Below are 22,925 nucleotides of genomic sequence, written 5' to 3'. Positions count from 1 at the left end.
TGAAGTTGACCATCCTCACCCTTCCCTGGGTCGGTTGACTGCAAGAGGATTCCCGTACCCCAGATAGCCGACCCAAGTTAGTTTCATCAACTAACTTGCCGCTTTTGTAACTTTCTAACTTCTTTATGGACGCTCATCCCAATCTGGAGGGACTCGTTCAGCAAACGTCCATATTCACCAGCTTTGTTGTTTGTATCCAACGCCATCAAGTTGGTCAAATTATTTTCTAAATAAGAAAAAACTTCATAGCGACGGGCAATCAAACCTTTGTTTTCTCTCAAGAGTTTTTCTGTGCTTAAAGCAGCAATCAAACTTTCCCTGGTGACCTCTAGTGCTGCAATCAAAGTGTCTCGGTTCATCAGATTGAGTTCTGATTGACTGACTGCTTCTAGCCGTTCAACGATGTCTACCGCTTCAATTAGTTCGTTATATTTATTAACTTCATCAAGCAAATTTCTCAGAGCTAAAAAATTCTTGGCTTTAATCCAAAGGTAAAGGTTGCATCCCAGAGTCACCATCAGGGAGATTACCACAGCAACCTGTAAAAACCGAAAAATGTTATAGGTATCTTCAAATGACTGACCAGAATTTCGAGCCAGCAGCAAGCCAAGGGTAAACACAACCACCAAAATCAATCCAAAAATCAAAACTTCAGCCAAACACAAGGAAAACAACCGCTGAGGATGGCGCAATATCTGCGAAATAGTCATGGGGAAAATATCAAGCATCAATACGTTATTCACCTCCAAGCAAATTAAGTTTTCTAGTTCTTTTTCAGCGAGCTTTAACCGATGCAAATTTGAGTGCATATCCCTGCTATCCTCTTGTTTATTTATTGGCTAATAGTTAAAGAAGATTACTATTAGCCATTAGCCATTAGCCAATTATTTGACATTCAAACCTAAGACGTGAAGAATATGAAGATAGAAGTTACTTTCTATTTCAGAACGGAAAAGCTGAAAAGGTTTTCCTGGCGTGCCAAAAAAAGGTCTGATCGTCCATCCTAGTTGGCTACCGACAAAGGCATAAAGTGCTAACCAGAATCGCAAAATGTTCATGCGTGCGGCTTGATTCTCGGACTCTTGATCGTAGAAAAGCTTCATGGTTTGATAGACGTAATTGACGCCAATCAATCCAGCGATCGCAAAAATTCCCACATTGAACAATTGGAAAAATTTGTAACTGTTAAGCGAAATTCCAAAAAATAAGGTGATGGGAGCCAAGCTAAATAGTAAAACGCTGGTTACCGATACACCTGTTAGCACCATCGCTAAGTATTGACATATACTGCATCTGGAGCCAGAGAGAATGTTAAAAAAGTATAATGGCGGCAAACAAATCAACAGTGTAATTAAGTAAAGTGCCGGGAGTTTAACCGCCGAAGAAAAAGCTTGCAGGAAACTATGGTTTGCTCCTATAATCGCTCCATAAATTGCCAAAAAAATGAAACTGACAATTAGTTGTGCTATAATCTTGTTGTTAATTTTTAACCCTTGGTAAATTTCCGCGATAAATTCTTGGCGATTTTGCAGCAAATCTAGCAAAATTGAAAAGGTTTTCATTGTATCTTCTCCAGTTAATTCTAAACTGTGTGTTTCCGCAGCAATCCCAGCCAAACTGAAACCGGGTTCGTTGGCTTTCCTCTTTCCTGATGTCAGATCTCCATCTGCTAATCTGTCAGACCAATGCCAAAATTTTTAGGTCAGAAGTCGCGCAATTGTTACAAAAATTTACAAAAGGTATGAACGAACGAGATGAAAGGCTACGCCAACTGATTGCGACGGTGCGTCAACACCCACCAGTGAGTCCTCTGTGGCGAAAGGCTATGAATCAACTGCTGATGGAAATTCAGCAACTACCGGGGTTAGTGCGTTCTTCTCACCCTGATTATTGGGAGGTTTTGGACGATACGTTGATGCAACTGGGGGAGAAGATAAAGGAATTTGAACCCAGACATCCGTCGATGGAAAAAAGTTTAGTGGTGTGGATTAACCGGAAATTAAGGTTAAGATATGAAGTGCGATCGCTCTCTTCACCAGGACGCATTCGCCCAAAACCCAAAACTGCTCTAGCCGAATACAAAGCCCAAATTCGCAAGCTTCCCCTCTCCCTGGATACTCCCGTCAGCGATGACAGTGGGGAAACATTCGGCGACCTTTTGCCAGATGAAAGTCCCTCTACCTTGTGGGATTTAGAAGCCGAAATTCAACGGCAGCAGGAAAAATTAAAAAACCAAAGAATTGGCATTCAAATGCGGCAATATATCGAACAAGATCCAGAAGGGAAGCTGCGAAATTGTTATCCTCGTGCCTATCCTCGTTGTCACTGTCATCTACTCAGTCAAAGGCGCTGTTTGAAAGATCCACCTGATAAATTTAAGGATATTGCCCAAGATTTAGATATGGCATTAGGAAAGGTGACTTCTCATTGGTTTGATAGATGCATTCCCCTGCTGCAAGAAATTGCCGAAAATTTTGGGTATCGATCTGATAGTTAGATATAGTAATCTCGTTTGTGGTTGAGAATTTTTTTAAGTAACCGCAGAGACGCAGAGAACGCAGAGAAGGAAGTAAGGAGAGGTTGTCGCGAAATGAATAGTATGGAAGTTCAAGTTTTAACTGTTCCGGTTGGTAAAGAAATACGCGGTTTGGCTATGCAATTTGCTGCGGAACAAGCAACTGCTCAAAAGGGGAAACAAGTTTATTTGAATACCCTGGCTGTTTATGCTGTTCATCGCTATTTGAAATGGTTGCACGTGGAAACGGATTTGAGTCAAGGTGATTGTTGGCATCCGGGGAAGCGATCGCTTTTCGATCTGGCAGATTTGGTTATACCGAATATTGGCAAGTTTGAATGTCGTCCCCTACTGCCAAAAGAAACTGTTTGTTGGGTGCCAGAAGAAGCGAGGTTAGACCGAATTGGCTACTTAGTCGTGCAGTTTAGCGCTCGCTTAGAAACGGTACAATTATTAGGATTTACCACAAGTGTAGGCACAGGTCAAGTATCGATTGGTGAATTGCGAAGTCTCGATGACTTCATCTCCCATCTTAATCAATTACTCGCCCAATCTAAAATCCCAAATCTGCAATCTAAAATTAATTTGAGCCAATGGCTGCACAATATTTTTACAGAAAGTTGGGAATCAATAGAGGAAATATTTGCCAATCGCTCTTTGAGTTTGGCATTTAGAGATGCTGATAGCCGGGGTAAATTAATTGATTTGGCAGGTCATACAGTTGCTATTGTAGTGACGCTGAAGCCAGAAAATAGTCAAAAACTGCGGATTCGGCTACGAGTGTATCCGGTGAGCGATCGCATTTATTTACCACCAAAACTTAAACTAACTATCTTGACTGAAACAGGGGAAGTTTTCCGCGAAGTGACGGCTAGAAGTAACGATGAATTTATTCAATATGAATTTAGCGGTCAAAGGGGAGAGCAATTTGGCGTTAGAATTACCCTGGGAGAAGTTAGCATCGCGGAATCTTTTGTAATTTGATAGCTGCTTGCGGCACAATATAAACAGCATTAAGGTAGCAGCAATGGCAAAGTTAGTCCTCCTAGACATTGAGGGTGACTTAAATCAAGGCGCTTCGGTTACCCTGGAAATTAGGGAACAGTTTCGTGCTGCTACCCAAACGCGACAGAAAGGCAAGTTACCCCCAAATCCCACGCTTTTAGAACAATACCGTCACTGGCAGTCGCTTTATCGCAGTTTAGACTTTTTATTCAGAATAGAAGACTTGCCAGGACAAGTGACCAATTTCGCTAGAGGAGAAGCAATAGCAGCTTGTCAAATAGCTGGTGAAGTGTTAAAAGATAGTTTGAATAATTGGCTGAATAACCCATCTTTTCGCCCGGTGCGTGAGAAATTGCTAGAAAAATTAATGGGCGATGAGACAATTCAAGTCATTTTACAAGTGGAAGATATTCATGTACGGCGACTTCCTTGGCACTTATGGGATTTTTTTGAACGTTATCCTTTCGCAGAAATAGCCCTAAGTTCGCCTGCTTACGAACGAGTCGAAACATCAGCAAATACCAGAAATAAAGTCAGAATTTTAGCTATTTTGGGGAACGGTAATGGGATTGATGTTGCAGCAGACAGAATGATGTTAGAAGATTTAGCAGAAAAGGCAGAAACGGTATTTTTAGTAGAACCGCAACGACGAGAATTAGATAAATGGTTGTGGGATGAACAAGGCTGGGATATTTTGTTTTTTGCGGGTCATAGTGCGAGTTGGGGAGAAACGGGTCAGATTTGGCTAAATCGTAACGAACGGGTGACAATTGGGGAAATTAAACATGCATTGAAACGAGCGATCGCACGCGGTTTAACCATTGCAATTTTCAACTCTTGCGATGGACTTGGATTAGCACATTATCTAGAAAATTTGCAGATTCCGCAAATAATTGTGATGCGCGAACCCGTCCCGGATTTAGTCGCGCAAGAATTTTTACAACATTTTATCGCAGCTTTTGCTGGAGGAAAATCTCTCTATCTATCTGTACGCGAAGCTAGGGAAAAGTTGCAAGCTTTAGAAACTCAGTTTCCCGGCGCCACCTGGTTACCAGTTATTTGCCAAAATCCCAGCAAAATTCCGCCAAACTGGCAAGAATTGACTGGGAAAGTATTGCAGAATCCCACACCAGCACAGCAGCAGGCGCAGCTCGGAAAACCTCTGTGGGGAGTGGGTTTTCTCTTGGGAATGACTCTCGTCGGAACTTCGATATTTCAATGGCAGCAAGCGGAACTGCAAAAAAAAATTGCCTTAGTTATTGACCGAGTTGTTGCTGCCAAAACCTTGTTTAATTCGGAGCAAGCTTTGGAAGCGCTGCTAGAAAGTTTACGCGCAGGTAAACAACTGCAAAACTTAGCAGGAGTAAATGCCGCTACCCGCATTCGAGTGGTGACGGCACTCCAACAGGAACTTGACGGCATCCGAGAGCGCAACCGTTTGGAAGGACATGGTAAAACTGTATTGCGGGTGAGTTTTTCCCCCGATGGTGAGATGCTGGCTTCTGCTAGCGATGACCGCACTGTAAAACTATGGCAAATTGATGGCAAGTTGCTGCATACGCTTGAGCATAAGGACAGCGTTAGGAGCGTTATTTTTAGTCCAAATGGTCAAATAATTGCTTCGGCAAGTTATGACGGTACGATTAAACTTTGGCGCAGAAACGGTCAATTATTACAAACTTTGTTTGGTCATGAAAATAAGCAGGTAACGAGCGTCAGTTTTTCGCCCAACGGTCAATTTCTCGCTTCGGCGGGTGCAGATAACACCGTCAAACTTTGGCGGGTAAATAGTACGGGTTTGGCAATGATACCCAACGCAATTTTAAAACATCGTTCTTGGGTTGAGCAGGTGACTTTTTCGCCCGACGGTGAAATACTGGCTGCTGCGAGTACAGATAAAACTATTAAACTCTGGCGCAAAGACGGCACGCTGCTAAAAACCCTCGCAGGACATAATGGTTCTGTGCTGAGCGTGAGTTTTTCACCAGATGGTGAAATGCTGGCATCTGCTTCGAGCGATCGCACGATCAAACTCTGGCAAACTAATGGTAAGCTACTCCAAAGTATCCCAGCCCATGATGCAAGAGTTTGGAGTTTAGTTTGGCGTCCAGATGGAGGTGCATTTGCTTCTGCGGGGGCAGATAATACCGTCAAACTCTGGAGTCGTAATGGTAGATTGCTCCAAACTTTTAAAGGTCATACTGCTTCCAGTTATAGCGTCAGTTTCTCACCAGACGGTGAAACTTTGGCAAGTGCCAGTGCGGACGAAACGATTCGATTTTGGCATCAGACTAAAATGCCAACTTTGCCGCAGAATCGTGCGGTGAAAACAAGCATCAGTTTTTCAAGCGCTCGCATATTATCTACTACAAATGGCGACAAAACCGTAAAAATCTGGAGTAGGGATGGACGCTTGCTCAAAACTTGGCAGGGTTTGGCTGCTGTTTTGGGCGCGAGTTTTTCACCCGACGGTCAAATCCTCGTGTCTGCAATTGCGGACAAAATTCAACTCTCCAACAAAGATGGGAAACCATTACACAGCTGGAAAGCGCACGAACAGCCTGTGCGGGACGTGAATTTTAGCCAAAAAAACGGTAAAATTTTAGCATCTGCAGCGGCTGACAATCTGGTTAAAATCTGGCGATGGGATGGTAGCTTGGTCAAAATATTGCCAGGACATCAGCAAGCTGTTAACCGCGTCAGTTTTTCACCCGACGGTCAGCTGCTTGCTTCGGCTAGCGATGATAATACGATTAAACTTTGGGGAATTGACGGTAAACTACTGAAAACTTTGGAGGCACATAGCAGTTGGGTGTGGGATGTAGGTTTTAGTCCCGATAGTCAAACCATGATTTCTGCGAGTGCTGACGGAACTGCTAAACTTTGGAGTCGCGATGGTGAGTTGCTCGGAACCTTGAAAGGGCATAATGCGGGTGTCTCCAATGCGAGTTTTAGTCCCGATGGTCAAACGATTGTTACAGTCAGTGCTGACGGTACGGTGAGACTCTGGAGTCGCGACGGTTACTTGCTCGAAACCATACCAGCGCAAGGCGTCGGTGTTTGGGGAGGCGCGAGGTTTAGTCCAGATGGTAAGAGTCTGGTTTTGGCTAGCAGCGATCGCATTGTAATGTGGAGTTTGGATCTCGATCGACTTTTAGAACGTGCCTGCGACTGGCTGCACGATTATTTAGAAACAAATCCTTTTGTTACTCAAAGCGATCGCTTCCTTTGCCAGCAAAAGTAGGGAAACTACGATCGCAGTTTACTCTCCTCTGGGTAAGCTGGCACGCTATGATGACGAGTGAATAGGCGAATAGAGATTTCGCGAGTGCCCAAGCGGGTAGACTGGAAAATAGTGATTGGGAACCAACCCCATCTTCCGTGGAGTAAAAGTCCTGACCAATAACTATCCCGCCGGAAACCGGATTGGGACCAGGTAGGGACTCCAAAACCAGCGAAAATTAGCCCAAATAACCGGCTTGGATAGCGCGCGGTAGCAGTCTCTAGAGGGAAATAAGCAGACGATGATTGACGAAGCTAACCAGACAAATAACACTCAAAACCCCACAACAACCGTGGTTCCAGAGGCAATGGCCAGCAGCACGAACGCCGAGGGGGTAGAATTACAAGCGGCGACGGAGTCGGACTCCCAAGTGGCGACGGCTGAGACAAGTACGGGGACTGAGGTAGAAGCAGAAACCGACCAAACCGCAGAACAAGAGGCAATGGCATTAGCCATAGCTGCATTAAAGCAGCAAGTTGAAAGTTTGAAAGCTCAGGTAGAAGATCGGACGAGTCAATACATGCGAATTGCGGCAGATTTCGATAATTTCCGCAAGCGCACGGCAAAAGAAAAGGAAGAATTAGAGCAGCAGGCAAAGTGCGCCACGATTTTGGAAATACTGCCAGTGGTAGATAATTTTGAGCGGGCGCGAGGTCAGCTTAAACCCCAAACCGATGGGGAAATGACTATTCATAAAAGCTACCAAAGCGTTTACAAGCAATTGGTAGACTGCCTCAAGCGCTTGGGAGTGTCGCCAATGCGCCCGAAGGGTAAAGAATTTGACCCCAACCTCCACGATGCAGTGATGCGAGAACCAACCGACGAATATCCCGAAGGCACCGTGACAGAAGAATTGATGCCCGGGTATTTCCTGGGAGAAAAGGTTCTGCGCCACGCGATGGTAAAGGTTGCTGCGGCGAATGAGGGCGTGGTAACCTCAGAGGAAAATCAGCCAGAATAACCCCATTGGTGATGGGAAAAGGCGATTGGAAATTTTAGATTAACAGCCACGCATCCAAACCAAAACGCTCAACAAAATCATCCACTACACTGCGGCGATCTATGGGAAAAGTCATAGGCATTGACCTGGGCACGACAAATAGTTGTGTAGCCGTTTTAGAAGGCGGTCAACCGATTGTCATACCAAACTCGGAAGGAGGGCGAACGACGCCGAGTATCGTGGGATTTGGCAAGGCAGGCGATCGCTTGGTAGGTCAGCTAGCAAAGCGGCAAGCGGTTACCAATGCGGAAAATACCGTATACAGCATCAAGCGGTTTATCGGTCGTCGCTGGGATGATACGGTAGACGAGCGCTCGCGCGTTCCCTACAACTGCATTAAAGGCAAAGACGATACCGTCGATGTCCAAGTCCGGGGACGGACTTACTCGCCCCAAGAAGTATCGGCGATGATCCTGCAAAAACTCAAGCAGGATGCGGAAAACTTTTTGGGCGAAACCGTGGAGCAAGCGGTGATTACAGTGCCTGCCTACTTCACCGATGCCCAACGACAGGCAACTAAAGACGCAGGCACCATCGCCGGACTCGAAGTGCTGCGAATCATTAACGAACCCACCGCCGCCGCCCTATCCTACGGGTTAGATAAACAACACGAAGACCAAACGGTTCTGGTGTTTGACCTGGGAGGGGGAACGTTCGATGTCTCGATCTTACAGTTGGGCGATGGGGTGTTTGAAGTTAAGGCCACTTCCGGCAACAACCATCTGGGCGGAGATGACTTCGATAACTGCCTGGTGCGCTGGATGATGGACAACTTCAAGGCATCTGAGAGAATCGACTTATCAACCGATAAAATGGCGATCCAGCGCCTGCGGGAAGCAGCGGAAAAAGCCAAAATCGAACTGTCGAGCATGGTCAACACCTCGATTAACTTGCCGTTTATCACCGCAGACGAGACAGGACCAAAACACCTGGAAATGAGCCTCTCGAGAGCTAAATTTGAAGAATTGGTGGCGCATTTGGTGGAAAGTACCATCGAACCCGTCACCCAAGCGCTCAAAGACGCGGATATGAAACCGGATGACATTGACCGGATTATCCTGGTGGGCGGTTCAACCCGCATTCCCGCAGTCCAAGATGGGATTCGCCAGTTTTTTGGCGGCAAAGCACCAGACAGATCGGTCAATCCCGACGAGGCTGTAGCATTGGGAGCAGCGATTCAAGGCGGGGTGCTGGGTGGAGAAGTAAAAGATTTACTTTTGTTAGATGTGACGCCCCTGTCGTTGGGCATCGAAACTCTGGGAGAAGTATTCACCAAAATTATCGATCGCAATACCACCATCCCCACCAGCAAGGCACAAATATTTTCCACCGCCACCGACGGTCAAACTTCAGTAGAAATCCACGTATTGCAAGGCGAGCGGGCGCTGGTGAAAGATAATAAAAGTTTGGGCCGCTTCCTGCTGGCAGGGATTCCCCCAGCACCGCGCGGCGTGCCGCAAATCGAAGTAGCTTTCGAGATCGATGTCAATGGCATCCTCAAAGTGGCGGCAAGAGACAAAGGGACCGGCAGAGAGCAAAGCATCCGGATCACGAATACGGGCGGCTTAACGGCGTCAGAAATCGAACGGATGCGCCAAGAAGCCGAAATATTTGCCGAGGAAGATATCAGGCGCAGGCAGGTGATCGAACTCAAAAACCAAGCCGATAGCCTATTCTATAGCTATGAGACTACGCTCAAAGAGAATGGCGAATTCATCAGCTCAGAGTTAAAGGCCGAAGCACGGGCAAAGGCAGAAGAACTGCGAGCCGCGATCGCCAACCCTAGAATTGGGATAGATGATATGCGGCAGCAGATCGAAAACTTCCAACAAACCCTGTTTGTCATCGGTGCCGCCGTGTACCAGCAAGCAAATCGCAGTCGGGATGAATACTCAGACCAATCTGAAACGGTAGCCGCTGCCGCTCCAGGGGAGTATATAAAATCAACCCCCGATGAAGAAGACGATTTCAATTTCGATCTGGAAGACAATACGGTCAGTGCTGACTACGAAGCCGTAGACTAGCAGAATGCGATCGCAAGTCCTAATAGTTAAAATTCCCCAGCAAAGAGCGCTCTATGCCCCGCGACTACTATGACATCCTCGGCGTTAATCGATCCGCCGATAAAGAAGAAATTAAACGCGCCTACCGCCGCCTCGCTCGGAAATACCACCCCGACGTGAATAAGGAACCGGGCGCAGAGGAGCGCTTTAAAGAAATTAACCGCGCTTACGAAGTCCTCTCCGAACCAGAAACCCGCGCCCGCTACGACCGCTTTGGCGAAGCGGGCGTCTCCGGTGCAGCCGCCAGTGGATTCCAAGATTTAGGCGATATAGGTGGCTTCGCCGACATCTTTGAAAGCTTCTTTAGCGGCTTTGGCGGCATGGGAACTCAAACCACCGCTGGGCGGCGGCGCAGCGGCCCAGCGCGCGGAGACGATCTGCGCCTGGATCTAAAGCTGGAATTCCGCGAAGCCGTATTTGGCGGCGAAAAAGAAATCCGCATCAGCCATTTAGAAACCTGCGAAGTGTGCAGCGGCACCGGCGCTAAACCGGGGACTCGCCCTCGCACTTGCTCGACTTGTAGCGGTTCGGGTCAAGTTCGGCGCGTCACCCGCACCCCCTTTGGCAGCTTTACCCAGGTTTCCGTATGTCCCACCTGCAACGGCACCGGACAGGTAATCGAAGACAAGTGCGAAGCTTGCGAAGGTAAAGGACAAAAGCAAGTAACCAAAAAACTTAAAATCACGATTCCCGCCGGAGTCGATGACGGCACCCGCTTGCGCGTAGCCTCAGAAGGAGATACCGGACAGCGGGGTGGCCCACCAGGGGATTTATACGTATACTTGTTCGTGAATGCCGATCCAGAGTTTCAACGGGATGGCATCAATGTCCTGTCGGAAATTCAGATCAGCTATCTCCAAGCAATTTTAGGCTGTCGCCTCCAAGTGAACACGGTTGATGGCCCGGAAGAACTAACGATTCCCCCCGGCACTCAGCCGAATACGGTGCTGAAGCTGGAAAATCGCGGCGTACCTCGTTTGGGCAATCCAGTCAGTCGCGGCGACCACCTGATTACCGTGGGCATCGAAATACCCAATCGCCTCACCGCTGAGGAACGGGAACTGTTAGAAAAGTTGGCTAAAATTAAGGGTGAACGGACTGGTAAAGGCGGTATAGAAGGATTTTTGGGGAATTTCTTTCACAAATGAGTAACCCAACCCTGTTGACTCCCGATGCCCAAATGGATTTGCGCGGCACCCCTTGCCCGATTAATTTTGTGCGGACTAAACTTCGCCTAGAAAAAATGGCACCCGGTCAACTGCTGGAAGTGTGGCTGGATGGGGGAGAGCCCATCGAGCAAGTACCCGATAGTTTGAGGATGGAAGGGTATAAAATAGAACAAATTGAAGACCGCGCTGGCTTTTTTGCCTTGAAAGTGCGGCAGAAAGCCAATAACCCCGCCGAGGGCTGAGTGGCTGAAAAATACCCAGAGCCAAATTCGGAACGCAGCAAGACCCCGCTGTTGGGGACAGTGCTGGCAGTCCAAGCGAATTACTATCAGGTAAAAATAGATTCTGGGTGGGAAAATAGCAGCGAAACCGAAAATCCGGGAAAATTTGACGCCGAGTCTAGCAATGCAAAATCCGCGTTCCCAGGCTCCCGCCAGGGAACTAGCCACGCCGAGTCTAGCAAGGCAAAATTGCTTTGCACCCGCAGGGCGCGGTTGAAAAAAATCGGGCAGCAGGTAATGGTGGGCGATCGCGCAATCGTGGAAGAACCGGATTGGATCGGCGGTAGGGGTGCGATCGCAGATATTCTCCCCCGCCAAACCGAACTGGATCGTCCGCCAATCGCCAATGCTAACCAAATTCTGCTCGTCTTTGCCCTGGCAGATCCACCCTTAGAACCTTACCAGCTGAGTCGATTTTTAGTTAAAGCCGAGACGACTGGGTTGGATGTCAGCCTTTGTCTGAATAAAAGCGATTTGGTCACAGAAGAACAGATCCAGGAGTGGCGGGCTCGCATATTATCCTGGGGCTACGAAGCGATCCCGATTAGCGTCCTCACCGGCACTGGTTTAGCACAACTAAAAGACAGCCTGCGCGATCGCATCACCGTCCTCGCTGGGCCTTCCGGTGTGGGTAAGTCCAGCATTATAAACTATTTAATTCCAAATGTCAACATACGGGTAGGAGAAGTTTCCGGGAAACTCAGCCGGGGGCGTCACACTACGCGACACGTAGAATTGTTTGAATTACCGACAGGCGGGTTACTCGCAGATACGCCCGGTTTTAATCAACCAGATTTAGATTCTAGTCCAGAAGAGTTAGCGTTTTATTTTCCCGAAGCCAGACAGCGCTTAGAGAGGGATACCTGTCAGTTTAGCGATTGTCTGCATTGCGATGAACCGAACTGTGCAGTGCGGGGAGAGTGGGAGCGTTACGAGCATTACTTGGATTTTCTCTCTGATGCGATCGCGCGTCAAGAGAAATTGAACCAACAATCAGATCGGGATGCAGTGCTAAAATTAAAAACCAAACGGGGAAAAAGTCAGTACGAACCCCGGTTAGAAAGTAAAAAATATCGCCGTCCTTCCCGGCGCACCGAGCAACAAAAATTGGAAGAATTGTATCAAGATACCGATATTTGAATTAACGTAAGTTGCTAGTTAAATCCAACGACGCTGGTAATTGGTAATTGGTAATTGGTAATTGTCATGATTCCACCACCAATGAATCCAATTCCCAATTACCTCAGTTAGAAACCCGGTTTCTGCGTCGATTTCTCGCTGTCAAACTTACGATTTTTCCGATCACCTTAGTTTCTTTGCCGCCAAAGGTTATAACTAGCAACTTGAGGTACTAGATACCCGACTTCTCAGAGAAGTCGGGTATCTGGGTATTATGTTTATTTTACTCAAATATTTATCAGCGGCCTCGAAAACCTTTTGTCACCTACCACCACCACAACCTAACTCTACACAACCAACCTTGTCGCACTTATCATCAACTTTTTTGTTTTTGTGTGACAAGCAATAATCCATGCCTCGACCTTTGAAATCTGCGGAATCAACTGGATCTTGGATTTGGTTCCCGCTATTGATGCTGGCATTGTGATCCCACCAGTCTTTCTTGGTTGCCCAAGGGAAATCTTTGCAGAATTCGTCCAGGCTTGCGTATAATTTGTTGTATATTGGATTTTTTGCCATGTTTGCGTTTTCTGTTATCCGATGTATATGTCTGTATTCCCCAAGTTGGAATTGTTGTCAGGATATTTTGGACGCAATTAGAAATTTTTATTTGTCCCGTTTGTTCTGTGGGGCGGGTTTCACGAGGTCAGAAACCGGGTTTCGACCTAGATCTCTTTCCTTGCTCAACAATTTTTCACAGAAACCCGGTTTCTGAAGAAACCGGGTTTCGACCTAGATCTCAATTTTTCACAGAAACCCGGTTTCTGTCTGTAAAATCCGCCCCTGGGGTAACATTCTCCCTTACCATACACAACCAATGGGAAGGGACATGATATAACCAGATACCGAGTAGCAAAAGATGGGCGGGCGAATCTGCCCACCCCACATACCTAGTGGCAATTCTTCAGGACTTACGCAGCAACTCCAGATATGGTGGAGATGGTGCGTTACACTGCGTTAACGCACCCTACATATAGAGACGTTGCGTAAGTCCTGTTCTTGTGGGATGGGCGTCTCGCCCGTCCAGCTATCAGTTTATTTGTACTAACATAACGCAAGTTGCTAGTTATCTTTTTATAGCTGCTAATAGTTAATGGCTAATGGTAGAACCGAAAAATATTACCATCAGCAATTAGCAATTAGCGATTAGCAATTTATCAACCCACGATAGTTATAACTAGCAACTTGGGTTAACATACTTAATTGTTCGCTTCACCGCAGCAGTAGCAAAGCAGTTTGAATCAACCCCACCACAAAGCCTAAAATCCCGCCTAAATTAACAATTGCTTGCAATTCATTTTTGACAATTCCTTCAATTGCTGCTTCTAAATCGGCGGGAGAGGTGGCTTTAACTCGTTCAATAATCACTTGGTCGATATTCAAAATTGGAATCGTTTGAGCGACTATTTTTTCTAAATCTCGCTCTAAATAGCGTTCCAAAACTAAAGCGAGTTCTTGACTCATAACTTCTAAAGAAGTATGTACGACAGCAGAATTTCGCAGCCGACTTAATATTAAAGCGGCTGTTTCTTCCCAGTTAATTGAACCGCTTAACCCTTGCATTATGTCGCCTCCGCGATTTTGAATATAGCTGCGAATGCTGTCTTTAATGGTTTTACGCAACTGGCGGACGGTGGAAATGGGGAGATTTTGTAATGATAGATTGTGCAACCAGCGTTTTAGGCGATCGCGCAATTCTAATGATTGCATTAACTCGGCTAGGCGCTGATTCGATATCTCTTTTTCATCCAAACAAAATGTTCGCAGGCGAGTTAATGTATTTCTCAATCCAAATAAATTTGCTACTACCCAATAAGTACCGCTGGTTTTCTCGCGAAACCCTTCATCAATTACTTGAATGTTGCGGTCGGTTAAAAAATCAATAATAGCCAAACGCACCACATCCGGCGGTAGAACTACATGCAATAACCAATCGGCTAGCTGTCCAGATTGCTGTTCGGTTAGTTGGAAATCTATTAAAATTTGGTCAAATATTTGATTGATTTGCGCTTCCAAAAAATCATCGCGGCGAGCCAATACTTTGAGCAAGCGCGGCAAAGATTCGCTCAACAAATCTCGCAATATCGCTGCTAATATTTTAGCAGTTTTTTGTTCCTTATCGCCTTGAATTTGATCGAGCGCCAACCGCAACAACCAGAGAATTCCTGCTTGCACCCGTTCGGTGTGTAGCAAGCGCCGCGCCAGTTTTTGCAATTCATCTGGGGTGAGGAGCGACCCCATGATCGTATCAGAAACTCGCTTTGCGAGTCGTTCTTGGTTCGCGGGAATTAAACCGGGGGTAAACGGAAGTCGTCGCTTACCGATGTATATTGCTCGATAAGGACGGAAGAGCATTTTGATGGCTATATCATTGGTGAAATAGCCGATAATTGTACCCAGTATCGGAGGGCTGATGTATAGCCAGAGGTCGGATATATTCAACTTGGAATTATCAACTAGCGGGTAATTGGTAATTGGTAATGGGTAATTGGGGGGAACTATTACCTATTACCTATTACCCATTACCCATTCCCTCTTTCCATTCTATTTGGTAATTACCAAAACACCCATCATGCCGCTGGCAATGGGATAATGAGTAACTGCGGCAAATCCGGCGCGCCTCGCTAGTTGCACTTGTTCTGAGCCTGTGGGAAATTTATCTAAGCTGGGACTGATGTAGGCGTACTCTTCAGTTAGGCCGAATTGTTGGGCAGCGGGGACAACAAGGTTGTCCAGATACCACTGCTGAAAACTGCGGAGGGTGGAATTATTGGGGCGGTGGAAGTCTAGGATAGCAGCTTTGGCGTTGGGTTTGAGGACGCGGTGCAATTCCTGCAAGGCGCGGGGAATATCGGTGACGTTCCTCAGTCCGTAACCCATTGTAGCGGCGTCGAAATAATTGTCGGGAAAGGGTAAATTGAGGGCGTCTGCTTCCACCCAGTCAATGGGAAGCAAAGGGTAGCAGGCGGCGACGCGGGTAGAAGCATTTGCTAACTGTGCTGGGGAAAAATCTACTCCCTTCACCTTGCCTGCAAGTCCGACGCGCCGTGCTAGGATTTGAGCCAGATCGCCGCTACCGCAGCAGAGATCTAGACAAGTATCTCCCGGTTTAGCATCGCTCCACTTTACCGCCATGTGCTTCCAAATGCGATGCTGCCCCAAGCTTAACCAATCGTTGAGCGAGTCGTAAACTGGGGCGATGCGGTCGAAAATGGTGCGAATGTAATTCGCTTGGGTATCGATACTCATGCAGCGGCGCGGGTGCTAGTGATGGCGAGGGCTACCTGTTGGGCAGATAGATGGATCAGCTTGACTTCATCTTCGCGCAATTGGCAGGGTTTTTTCCATTGCAGTGATAAAACCGCTAATAGTTTACCTCGATAGACAATTGGGGTAACTAGATGCGCTTGAATTCCCGTCTGCGAGTAATGTTCGAGGGCTGATAAAGGGGGATCGGATGGTATGTTGAGGGAAACTTGGATTTGGGAGTTAGCGATCGCATCTTTCACCAAGGAATCTGCTGCCAGCCAGTTTACCACCGCACCGTCAGCACTGTAGATACCAGCAGCAGAACTTAAACTACCGCCTTCCACCATTTGCAAGATGCAGCCATCGGCGCTAAAATTCTCGCCAAACGCCTGAGCAATCGGTTCTAAACAATCTTCTACCTTCGCCGATGCTTGGGCAACCTGTACGATTGTAGAAAGCAAAGCCGTTTGCGCTTGGGCGCGACGCAGTTCTTCGGTGCGTTGTTTGAGGACTTCGTAAGTTTCCGCCGCCCGCTGTACTACCGCCTTTAATTCGTTTGGGTCCCAAGGCTTGGTAATGTACTTGTAGACTTGTCCGGAATTGATGGCGTCTACCAAGTCTTCGATATCGGTGAACCCGGTGAGGATAATTCGCACCGTATCGGGGAATTTGGGTACGGTTTTGCTGAGAAACTCGGTTCCCTTCATCTCCGGCATCCTCTGATCCGAGATAATTACAGCAACTTCGCCCTCAGCAGCAAGCACTTCTAATGCTTGAATGCCACTTTCTGCCTTGAGGACGTTGAAATCGCGCCGGAAGGTGCGGTAGAGCAGATCTAAATTATCTGGCTCATCATCTACAACCAGCATTTTGGCTTTTTTGCGTCGTTCTACGCTCATTAGCTGACGGCGAATGCTCTCTAGCTCAGGAATACTATTATCCATAACAATCTAACGAACGGGTTGTCTAAGATCGTTTAAACGTTTTGATTTCTTAAACAACGTCCAGAGTAAAATGTAAGCAATGCATAACCTAATCTACCCCAGATGGCTACGCTTGGATATCGGGTATTCTCGGTTTTTGCCATACTCGTTAGCTGGTAGGGTTGTTGAGGTCGCGATCGCGGTACAGTTTGAAAAGATCGCACCGATCGCGACTTTGTGAGGTTTTATGACCGAGTTTTCACCCAATGCTCCCAACCCGAACGAGTTAGAATCTTTACTGCTGCGCCTCAGACGCAAAGAAGGCACTTGGGTTGAGTGGGGACAAGCTTGCGCTACGCTGCAAAAGGGGGGCTATGGTTCCCAGAAGATTTTTGAAGAAACTGGGTTTGAGCCAATCCAGCAAAATCAAGTCATCGTGGCTGCTCAAGTTTACACCAGTATGGTGAGTGCTGGGGTATCGGAGGAGGTGCGCCAGCATTTTGAGCGCATCGGTAGCGATACATTATACGAGTTTCGCATTCTCAGCCAATCGGAACGCGCCGCCGCCGCTACGTTTGTTTTAGCACACAAGCTCGATTCTACAGATTCCCGCGAAGTCGCTAAAGCGATGAAAGAGTTTTCCCGCTTGCGGACTTTACCGAATGGGTTTTCCAACCATCCTGGAGATGCCCTCGCGTATATGTACTGGAAATTAGCGCGACAGCAGTCGGATTTGCAAGCGCGATCGCGTCTGATCGCCAGTGGGTTAAGATTTGCTCACAGCGATACGGCACGCCAACAAGTCGAAAAACTGTTAACCGATTTTACCGTCACGCCTAAGCGTCCTGCACCCACTTTACCCGTTTACCGCCTGGATTCAGAAGAAGAATTACCCCGCATTGTCCCCCTTGCGGGTAAACTGCCTTTGGGCGCTGGGGAATTTAAAGCTGTGCCGATGATTGACGAAAGCGGCGCCTTCCGGATTGTCAAGTTTGCCGGTAATGGTGCTTGGGTAGCGATACCTGGATGGCAGGTGATCTTAGGTGCGGAAGATCCTGTGGGTATTTTATGCGATCGCTCTTTACTTCCCAACCAACAAACTAGCAGCGGGGAAGAATTGCTAGTTGTTTGCGATCGCGCTGCACGGGAATGGGATGCTAATAGTTATTTTATCGTCGAACAAGCCGAGCAATTGCAAATCCAGTGGTTGGAAGAAGAAATCGATATTCCCATCTTGGGAAAGGTTATCGTCGTGATGCGTCCAAAGCGCATTTTGGATGAAGAGGTGACTAAAGATTTGTGGCAAATTGATGAATAGCTAATGGCTAATAGCTAATGGCTAATGGTAGATCAGTCAAATATTCCCATGAGCAATTAGCAATTAGCGATTAGCAATTTTATTGGCAGCGATAAAGTTGATAGGGAATGCCGAGGCGGTAGTGCTTTGTGGGGTCGATGGTGCAAGTTGTTGCACCTGAAAGTGGTAGATTGGGTGGATAATCTTTAGGTTTTAGACCTGGAATCACCAGCCATAAATTAAGCTGAGTTGTTGTAGGTGGTGACATTTGGGACAAGCTTTGCAAAACTGATAGGTAGTTAGGCGATCGCTCGTAAAATGCTAGGTATGTTCCCGCTATTTTCTCATCTCTAATTTTATCCAAAGCTAGGGCAAAACTCAAACCCAAAGCAACATCTTGATAATCGTTATATCCCATCACAACCGCCAAGGGTAATCCAGGTTCTACGTTCATATTTTTAGCAACTTCTTGAGGGTTGTAAGGCTTTTGAAAGGCCAAATCATAAACCACAAAGATACAGCTAATAATGCCTACCAATAAAACCAAGGAAAGCCGGGTAAAAGTAGGAGAGGGAGTCAGGGAGAAAACCGGGGGACAAGGCGACGCGGGTAGGGAGATAAATTTCTTTATAGATGCCATTTTACCATCGGTTGGGATAACTAGACTGGCTGCTAGTAAAGCGGAAATAGCTGGGTAATAAACAAAGTTATAGCGAGGAACTACTGTGATATCTTTACCCATTAAATAGACTATGGCAAAGAATTCTAGCAACACGCAAGCGGTGAAACATAAAAGCGTCCAAGTACTCGAATGGGTGTCGGTTGTTTGCCACAGTTTCTTTAATCCTTTAAAAATATGCAAAAACAGCCATATTCCAAATAAAAGCATTAAAATTACGGCGGTAATTGCTATCCAAAGCGGGTAGTTCTCTACCGGCAATGCAATCACCATTAATATCCAACCTACTAAAGTTTGGAAAAAGGGGAGGATATTATTAGGTTGGGGTATCCAATTTGTTTCTGGACGACCTACATCGCCCAGCATTAATGGTAGCCAAGGGATGAAAAATATTAGGGGTAATAGGCAAAATGTAATAATTAAAGGCAGGTTGGCTGGTAAGATATTCAATGATTGATGATCTACTTTGTAGAATATACCGCATAAAGTTACGAGTTGGGCGATATAGGCCAGGATAAAAAAGTAGTGGACGTAAAAACCGATACTGTTTATGGCTAACCAAGCGATCCAAACTGATAATCGCCAGCGCTGTTTTTCGATGTCTTGTTGAATTTGGATTAGTATTAGTAAGGATAAAGTTATCAGCAATACTGGTAGAGTGTAGTGACGTGCTTCTTGGGAGAGGTAGACGCCGAAGGGAGAAACCGCCATTACCGCAGCGGCGGTGAGTCCAGAAGCTTTGGAAAAGGCGATGCGGTTGAGATAATATATAGCTGCGATCGCACAGACTCCAAATAAAGCAGGAAGCGATCGCAAATCGTTACCCAGGGTTTCGTACTGTAGGGGCGGGTTTAACCCAAATCTGTCTCCAAAAGCAGAGAATATCGTTAAACCTGCCCTTAACCAAGCGTGCATCAAGCAAAAAAATAGCGGCGGATGGGTTGACTGGGTAACCAAATTGTGAGCAATTTGGGGACAGGTAGCCGCCCAATTGAGGGTAAAAATTTGCCTGACTGTTTCAATCGGAAGCAATTCCTGTAATGGGACATCGTTATAATTCCGTCCCAAACTCATTAAAGCGGTAATGACTTCATCCAACCATAGGGGTTTAAAGTCTAGGTGCCAAAACCGCAACCCTATCCCTACTAGCATTACTAATGCCAAACCCAGATAGTGATAGGAAATCTTCATCGCGTCAAACTGGGGCTATGCAGCGGTTTTCTTAAGAAATTGGCGATTTCTTGTCCTAACCATTCTTTTTCGGGTGGCGTTAACCACGCCCCAATTCGGTGGGTGCGAATTCCTTCAATTAAATTGCACGCCGTATAAGGTTGGGGCGTTTCATTAGTCAACAAAGCCGCTAACCGATCTTGCAACCGCATAAACCGATTTAATTCTACCCGATCTATGTCCTGCGTCCGCCCTTGGACTTGGTAAAAGAAGCCGAGTAAAGAGTAGCGTAACCGGAAAGATTTTCTTTCCATCTCCAGTTTTGTTTTACCCATGAGTTTGAACGTAGTTTTTACTAACTTTACGACTCCAAACATCGAGGGGATGATACCAACTAGGGGAAAAATCCAGATTAACGGACTAATAAAAGTAAAGCGCATCAAAGAGATCAAGTGATATCCAATCACCAGCAAAATCAAAGCGATGACGCATTCGCCTACATCCCAGTATCCCCACCCGTGCGGAATTTCTGCTACCAGTTGCCGATCGTTTTTAGTCAAAATAACGCGACTGCGCGCCGGACGAGTGCGTTTTGGGGTAATAGCAGCATCTCCCCGCAAAACTGCGCGCGCTTGCTTGGCAGAGGAAAAACGGTCTTCTACGGCGGGTTCTAGGAGTTTATGCAACCATTCGGCGAATTCTGGGGAAAGGTCTAGACGCGATCGCAAATCCATTTTCAGCTGCCGGTGGGATAATTCGGCGGGCAAGCGGTGGGTGAGTAAAAATAACAACGTTGCCCCCACTCCGTATAAATCGGAAGCGGGAAATGCTTGTCCCCGAAATTGTTCCGGTGCCATATAACCGTAGGTTCCCACTACAGTCCTGCCGGTAAGAGTATTTTGATACTTGGCCTGTACGGAACCAAAATCCACTAAAAATATCTGTCCGTCGTCGCGCTGGATGATATTTGGCGGTTTGATATCGCGGTGGATGACGGGTGGCGTCAGGGAGTGCAGATAGTTGAGGACATCCAAAATTTGGGCGGCGATGTGGCGCACTTGGGTTTCCGTGGCGTGCCAACCATCTTGGACGAGAGAATAAAGCGATCGCCCATTCGCCAATTCTTGCACCAAATAAAAACCTTGGTGGGAAGGCGTATCTACCTGAAAGTAATCCAGATAGCGGGGAATTGCCGGATGGTTGAGATGGGATAAAACCCGCGCTTCCCGTTCAAATAATTCTAAAGCTTTCCAGTCAGTAATTCGCTGTAGCGACAATTCTTTGAGTGCTACGTGCTTTCCTGCGTGCAAGTCAACCGACTCGTAAGTCGTTCCCACACCACCTTGCCCCAAAATGCTGACAATTTGATACCGTTGGGCAATAATTTCTCCCGGTTGGTGAAGCAGTTCCATAAAGCTGATTCCACTTGGAGGTTGTAAATTTGATCCTATGTGGCTATATAGAAAAAGTTTGCGTTTGTTGTTGCTCCGGCTAATAGAAAATGTCAATCGATCCTAATGATATCGATCCGCAATCAATTTCGTCGGCGTCAGATTCTGAGTATAGACAATCTCCAGGGAGTTATGCAGGTTTTGCCTCTCAGTTGCGCGAAGAAGCTGTGCAGCGACTGCGAAACCGCCTGCGCCCAGGACAACAGTCAATGGCGGATTGGAAAGGGGGGCCATTAGCGGTTTGGGCCGTTCCCGGTGCGGGAAAATCTACAGGGATGGCGGTAGCAGCGGCGATCGCGATCGCGCGCAATCAACTCCACTCCCGCCATCAATTAATCGTAGTTACTTTTACTCGTTCTGCTCCTGCCAATATTAAAGCGAAAATTCGCGAATGCTTGCAAAAAGATTTATCGTTACCACAAGTTGGATTTATTGTCCAGACTCTACACGGTTTAGCCTTAAATATTGCCGCCCGCCATTCAGATTTATCGGGAATAAATTTGGACAATCTAACTGTCGTAACGCCGAATCAAAGTCACCGTTTAATTCGGGCGGCGGTAGACAGATGGATTGCCAACAATCCCAGAAGGTATCAAATTTTACTCGAAGGGCAACAATTTGATGGGGAAGAAACGGAAAGGTTGCGCCGCCAGTCGGTATTGCGGACTGAAGTATTGCCAAATCTGGCTCAAATAGTAATACACGAAGCGAAAAGTTCGGGTTATTTACCGGACGATTTATGGAGATTGAGCGAACAAGGGAGGGATGGGTATGGGATACTAGCGATCGCAGCCGGGTTATACGAACAGTATCAGAATTTGTTGAAAAGTCGAGACTTTATCGACTACGACGAAATGATTTTGGCAGCTTTGCGCGTATTAGAAAATGACAGCGCAAGGCGTTTGTGGCAAAAGCAAGTTTTCGCCGTCTTTGAAGACGAAGCTCAAGATTCTTCACCGTTGCAAACTCGACTATTAGAAATTCTCGCAACTGATAGCCCAGGGGAGCAGGTGAGCAGGGGAGCAGGTGAGCAGGTGAGCAGGAGAGCAGAGGAGCAATTACCAATTACCAATTACCAATTACCAATTACCGATTACCAATTACCAATTACCAATTACCAATTACCGAAAATCAACTTAGTGCGAGTAGGCGATCCAAATCAAGCGATTAATTCGACTTTTACACCCGCCGATCCGATTTATTTTCGCCAATTTTGTTCGGAATGCGAAACTCAAGGACTGCTGGCGACAATGGATGTTGCTGGTCGCAGCAGTCGGATTATTATCGAGGCAGCTAATTTTGTTTTAGACTGGGTTAATCGCTCGAAATTAGCCGGAACAGAACAACCGTTTCGTCATCAAATTATTCACCCAGTTGCGGCAGATGACCCCCAACCAGATGCCAATCCTCATCCGGAAGGGAAAGGTTTAGAAATCTATACGCCCCGCGATATTCATCAGACGGTGCAATTGATTGGCGCAAGAGCAATAGAGTTATTGGGCGATCCCCCCCAACCCCCCCTTACCAAGGGGGGGCTTGATCAATTACCATCCTCGCTGCACAAGGGAGAGCTGGTTTCCCCCCCCCCCCCCCAAAACCAAGAGGGGGGTTTTAAAAAAAAAAACAACCAGAACCAAGGAGATAGGGTGTCACCCCCCCCC

Annotated in this window: 18 protein-coding genes; 10 read left to right on the top strand and 8 right to left on the bottom strand. The window is 46.8% G+C overall.

What is annotated here, in order from left to right:
* Positions 1-86: 86 nt before the first annotated feature.
* Both ACE1CM_RS39805 and ACE1CM_RS39800 read right to left on the bottom strand, forming a co-directional pair.
* The gene (locus ACE1CM_RS39805) at positions 87-809 is read right to left on the bottom strand and encodes a hypothetical protein (RefSeq protein WP_374884569.1); all 723 of its coding nucleotides are present in this window, start codon (positions 807-809) and stop codon (positions 87-89) included.
* 75 nt (positions 810-884) lie between these two features.
* Complete coding sequence (locus ACE1CM_RS39800) at positions 885-1,562, bottom strand: actin-binding WH2 domain-containing protein (protein WP_374884567.1); 678 nt, start codon at positions 1,560-1,562, stop codon at positions 885-887.
* Between the two features lie 179 nt (positions 1,563-1,741).
* Between ACE1CM_RS39800 and ACE1CM_RS39795 the strand changes: the two genes are divergently transcribed.
* The 8 genes from ACE1CM_RS39795 to rsgA all read left to right on the top strand — a co-directional run bounded on the left by ACE1CM_RS39795 (position 1,742) and on the right by rsgA (position 12,456).
* Positions 1,742-2,497 (top strand): hypothetical protein, encoded by a 756-nt coding sequence (locus ACE1CM_RS39795; RefSeq protein WP_374884565.1) that lies wholly within the window; start codon positions 1,742-1,744, stop codon positions 2,495-2,497.
* Between the two features lie 102 nt (positions 2,498-2,599).
* Positions 2,600-3,499: a DUF1822 family protein gene (locus ACE1CM_RS39790; RefSeq protein ID WP_374884563.1), complete on the top strand. Its 900-nt coding sequence runs from the start codon at positions 2,600-2,602 to the stop codon at positions 3,497-3,499.
* Positions 3,500-3,542: 43 nt separating this feature from the next.
* The gene (locus tag ACE1CM_RS39785) at positions 3,543-6,764 is read left to right on the top strand and encodes a CHAT domain-containing protein (RefSeq protein ID WP_374884561.1); all 3,222 of its coding nucleotides are present in this window, start codon (positions 3,543-3,545) and stop codon (positions 6,762-6,764) included.
* Between the two features lie 280 nt (positions 6,765-7,044).
* Entirely contained in the window at positions 7,045-7,764 is a 720-nt protein-coding gene (gene grpE / locus ACE1CM_RS39780; protein ID WP_374884559.1) for a nucleotide exchange factor GrpE, read from the top strand.
* Positions 7,765-7,865: 101 nt separating this feature from the next.
* Complete coding sequence (gene dnaK / locus ACE1CM_RS39775) at positions 7,866-9,827, top strand: molecular chaperone DnaK (RefSeq protein ID WP_374884558.1); 1,962 nt, start codon at positions 7,866-7,868, stop codon at positions 9,825-9,827.
* Between the two features lie 53 nt (positions 9,828-9,880).
* Positions 9,881-11,014 (top strand): molecular chaperone DnaJ, encoded by a 1,134-nt coding sequence (dnaJ, locus tag ACE1CM_RS39770; RefSeq protein WP_226580057.1) that lies wholly within the window; start codon positions 9,881-9,883, stop codon positions 11,012-11,014.
* Positions 11,011-11,277, top strand: coding sequence for a sulfurtransferase TusA family protein (locus ACE1CM_RS39765; RefSeq protein ID WP_374884557.1), 267 nt, complete (start codon positions 11,011-11,013; stop codon positions 11,275-11,277). Before dnaJ ends, ACE1CM_RS39765 begins: the two co-directional genes overlap by 4 nt.
* The gene (rsgA, locus tag ACE1CM_RS39760) at positions 11,278-12,456 is read left to right on the top strand and encodes a small ribosomal subunit biogenesis GTPase RsgA (RefSeq protein ID WP_374884556.1); all 1,179 of its coding nucleotides are present in this window, start codon (positions 11,278-11,280) and stop codon (positions 12,454-12,456) included.
* A 300-nt stretch (positions 12,457-12,756) separates the two neighbouring features.
* Here rsgA and ACE1CM_RS39755 read toward each other — a convergent pair whose 3' ends face one another.
* The 4 genes from ACE1CM_RS39755 to ACE1CM_RS39740 all read right to left on the bottom strand — a co-directional run bounded on the left by ACE1CM_RS39755 (position 12,757) and on the right by ACE1CM_RS39740 (position 16,688).
* Positions 12,757-13,014, bottom strand: coding sequence for a hypothetical protein (locus ACE1CM_RS39755; RefSeq protein ID WP_374884555.1), 258 nt, complete (start codon positions 13,012-13,014; stop codon positions 12,757-12,759).
* Positions 13,015-13,707: 693 nt separating this feature from the next.
* Positions 13,708-14,937: a DUF445 domain-containing protein gene (locus ACE1CM_RS39750; protein ID WP_374884554.1), complete on the bottom strand. Its 1,230-nt coding sequence runs from the start codon at positions 14,935-14,937 to the stop codon at positions 13,708-13,710.
* A gap of 102 nt (positions 14,938-15,039) precedes the next feature.
* On the bottom strand, positions 15,040-15,744 hold the full coding sequence (ubiE, locus tag ACE1CM_RS39745) for a bifunctional demethylmenaquinone methyltransferase/2-methoxy-6-polyprenyl-1,4-benzoquinol methylase UbiE (protein ID WP_374884552.1): 705 nt from the start codon (positions 15,742-15,744) through the stop codon (positions 15,040-15,042).
* Positions 15,741-16,688 (bottom strand): response regulator, encoded by a 948-nt coding sequence (locus ACE1CM_RS39740; protein WP_374884550.1) that lies wholly within the window; start codon positions 16,686-16,688, stop codon positions 15,741-15,743. The genes ubiE and ACE1CM_RS39740 overlap by 4 nt, the downstream gene beginning before the upstream one ends.
* A gap of 226 nt (positions 16,689-16,914) precedes the next feature.
* On the opposite strand from ACE1CM_RS39740, the gene ACE1CM_RS39735 reads away from it, so the two are divergent.
* Entirely contained in the window at positions 16,915-17,985 is a 1,071-nt protein-coding gene (locus ACE1CM_RS39735) for a RuBisCO accumulation factor 1 (protein WP_374884548.1), read from the top strand.
* A 79-nt stretch (positions 17,986-18,064) separates the two neighbouring features.
* On the opposite strand, the gene ACE1CM_RS39730 is transcribed toward ACE1CM_RS39735, so the two are convergent.
* Both ACE1CM_RS39730 and ACE1CM_RS39725 read right to left on the bottom strand, forming a co-directional pair.
* A complete protein-coding gene (locus ACE1CM_RS39730; protein ID WP_374884547.1) occupies positions 18,065-19,834 on the bottom strand; it encodes a glycosyltransferase family 39 protein in 1,770 nt (589 codons plus the stop codon).
* The gene (locus ACE1CM_RS39725) at positions 19,831-21,225 is read right to left on the bottom strand and encodes a serine/threonine protein kinase (protein WP_374884546.1); all 1,395 of its coding nucleotides are present in this window, start codon (positions 21,223-21,225) and stop codon (positions 19,831-19,833) included. Before ACE1CM_RS39725 ends, ACE1CM_RS39730 begins: the two co-directional genes overlap by 4 nt.
* A gap of 89 nt (positions 21,226-21,314) precedes the next feature.
* Here ACE1CM_RS39725 and ACE1CM_RS39720 point away from each other — a divergent pair.
* A partial coding sequence (locus ACE1CM_RS39720; protein WP_374884545.1) for a UvrD-helicase domain-containing protein occupies positions 21,315-22,925 on the top strand: 1,611 nt, incomplete at its 3' end.

The organism is Microseira sp. BLCC-F43 (assembly GCF_041929235.1).
Lineage (GTDB): Bacteria > Cyanobacteriota > Cyanobacteriia > Cyanobacteriales > Aerosakkonemataceae > Microseira.
Note: the sequence above shows the minus strand (reverse complement) of the source record. Positions and strands in the feature narration are given on the sequence as shown.

Bases quoted from the DNA above. Each gene is read 5' to 3' on its own strand.
- ACE1CM_RS39805 (WP_374884569.1), bottom strand. From the start codon at position 809: ATGCACTCAAATTTGCATCGGTTAAAGCTCGCTGAAAAAGAACTAGAA.
- ACE1CM_RS39800 (WP_374884567.1), bottom strand. From the start codon at position 1,562: ATGAAAACCTTTTCAATTTTGCTAGATTTGCTGCAAAATCGCCAAGAA.
- ACE1CM_RS39795 (WP_374884565.1), top strand. From the start codon at position 1,742: ATGAACGAACGAGATGAAAGGCTACGCCAACTGATTGCGACGGTGCGT.
- ACE1CM_RS39790 (WP_374884563.1), top strand. From the start codon at position 2,600: ATGGAAGTTCAAGTTTTAACTGTTCCGGTTGGTAAAGAAATACGCGGT.
- ACE1CM_RS39785 (WP_374884561.1), top strand. From the start codon at position 3,543: ATGGCAAAGTTAGTCCTCCTAGACATTGAGGGTGACTTAAATCAAGGC.
- grpE (WP_374884559.1), top strand. From the start codon at position 7,045: ATGATTGACGAAGCTAACCAGACAAATAACACTCAAAACCCCACAACA.
- dnaK (WP_374884558.1), top strand. From the start codon at position 7,866: ATGGGAAAAGTCATAGGCATTGACCTGGGCACGACAAATAGTTGTGTA.
- dnaJ (WP_226580057.1), top strand. From the start codon at position 9,881: ATGCCCCGCGACTACTATGACATCCTCGGCGTTAATCGATCCGCCGAT.
- ACE1CM_RS39765 (WP_374884557.1), top strand. From the start codon at position 11,011: ATGAGTAACCCAACCCTGTTGACTCCCGATGCCCAAATGGATTTGCGC.
- ACE1CM_RS39755 (WP_374884555.1), bottom strand. From the start codon at position 13,014: ATGGCAAAAAATCCAATATACAACAAATTATACGCAAGCCTGGACGAA.
- ubiE (WP_374884552.1), bottom strand. From the start codon at position 15,744: ATGAGTATCGATACCCAAGCGAATTACATTCGCACCATTTTCGACCGC.
- ACE1CM_RS39740 (WP_374884550.1), bottom strand. From the start codon at position 16,688: ATGGATAATAGTATTCCTGAGCTAGAGAGCATTCGCCGTCAGCTAATG.
- ACE1CM_RS39735 (WP_374884548.1), top strand. From the start codon at position 16,915: ATGACCGAGTTTTCACCCAATGCTCCCAACCCGAACGAGTTAGAATCT.
- ACE1CM_RS39730 (WP_374884547.1), bottom strand. From the start codon at position 19,834: ATGAAGATTTCCTATCACTATCTGGGTTTGGCATTAGTAATGCTAGTA.
- ACE1CM_RS39725 (WP_374884546.1), bottom strand. From the start codon at position 21,225: ATGGAACTGCTTCACCAACCGGGAGAAATTATTGCCCAACGGTATCAA.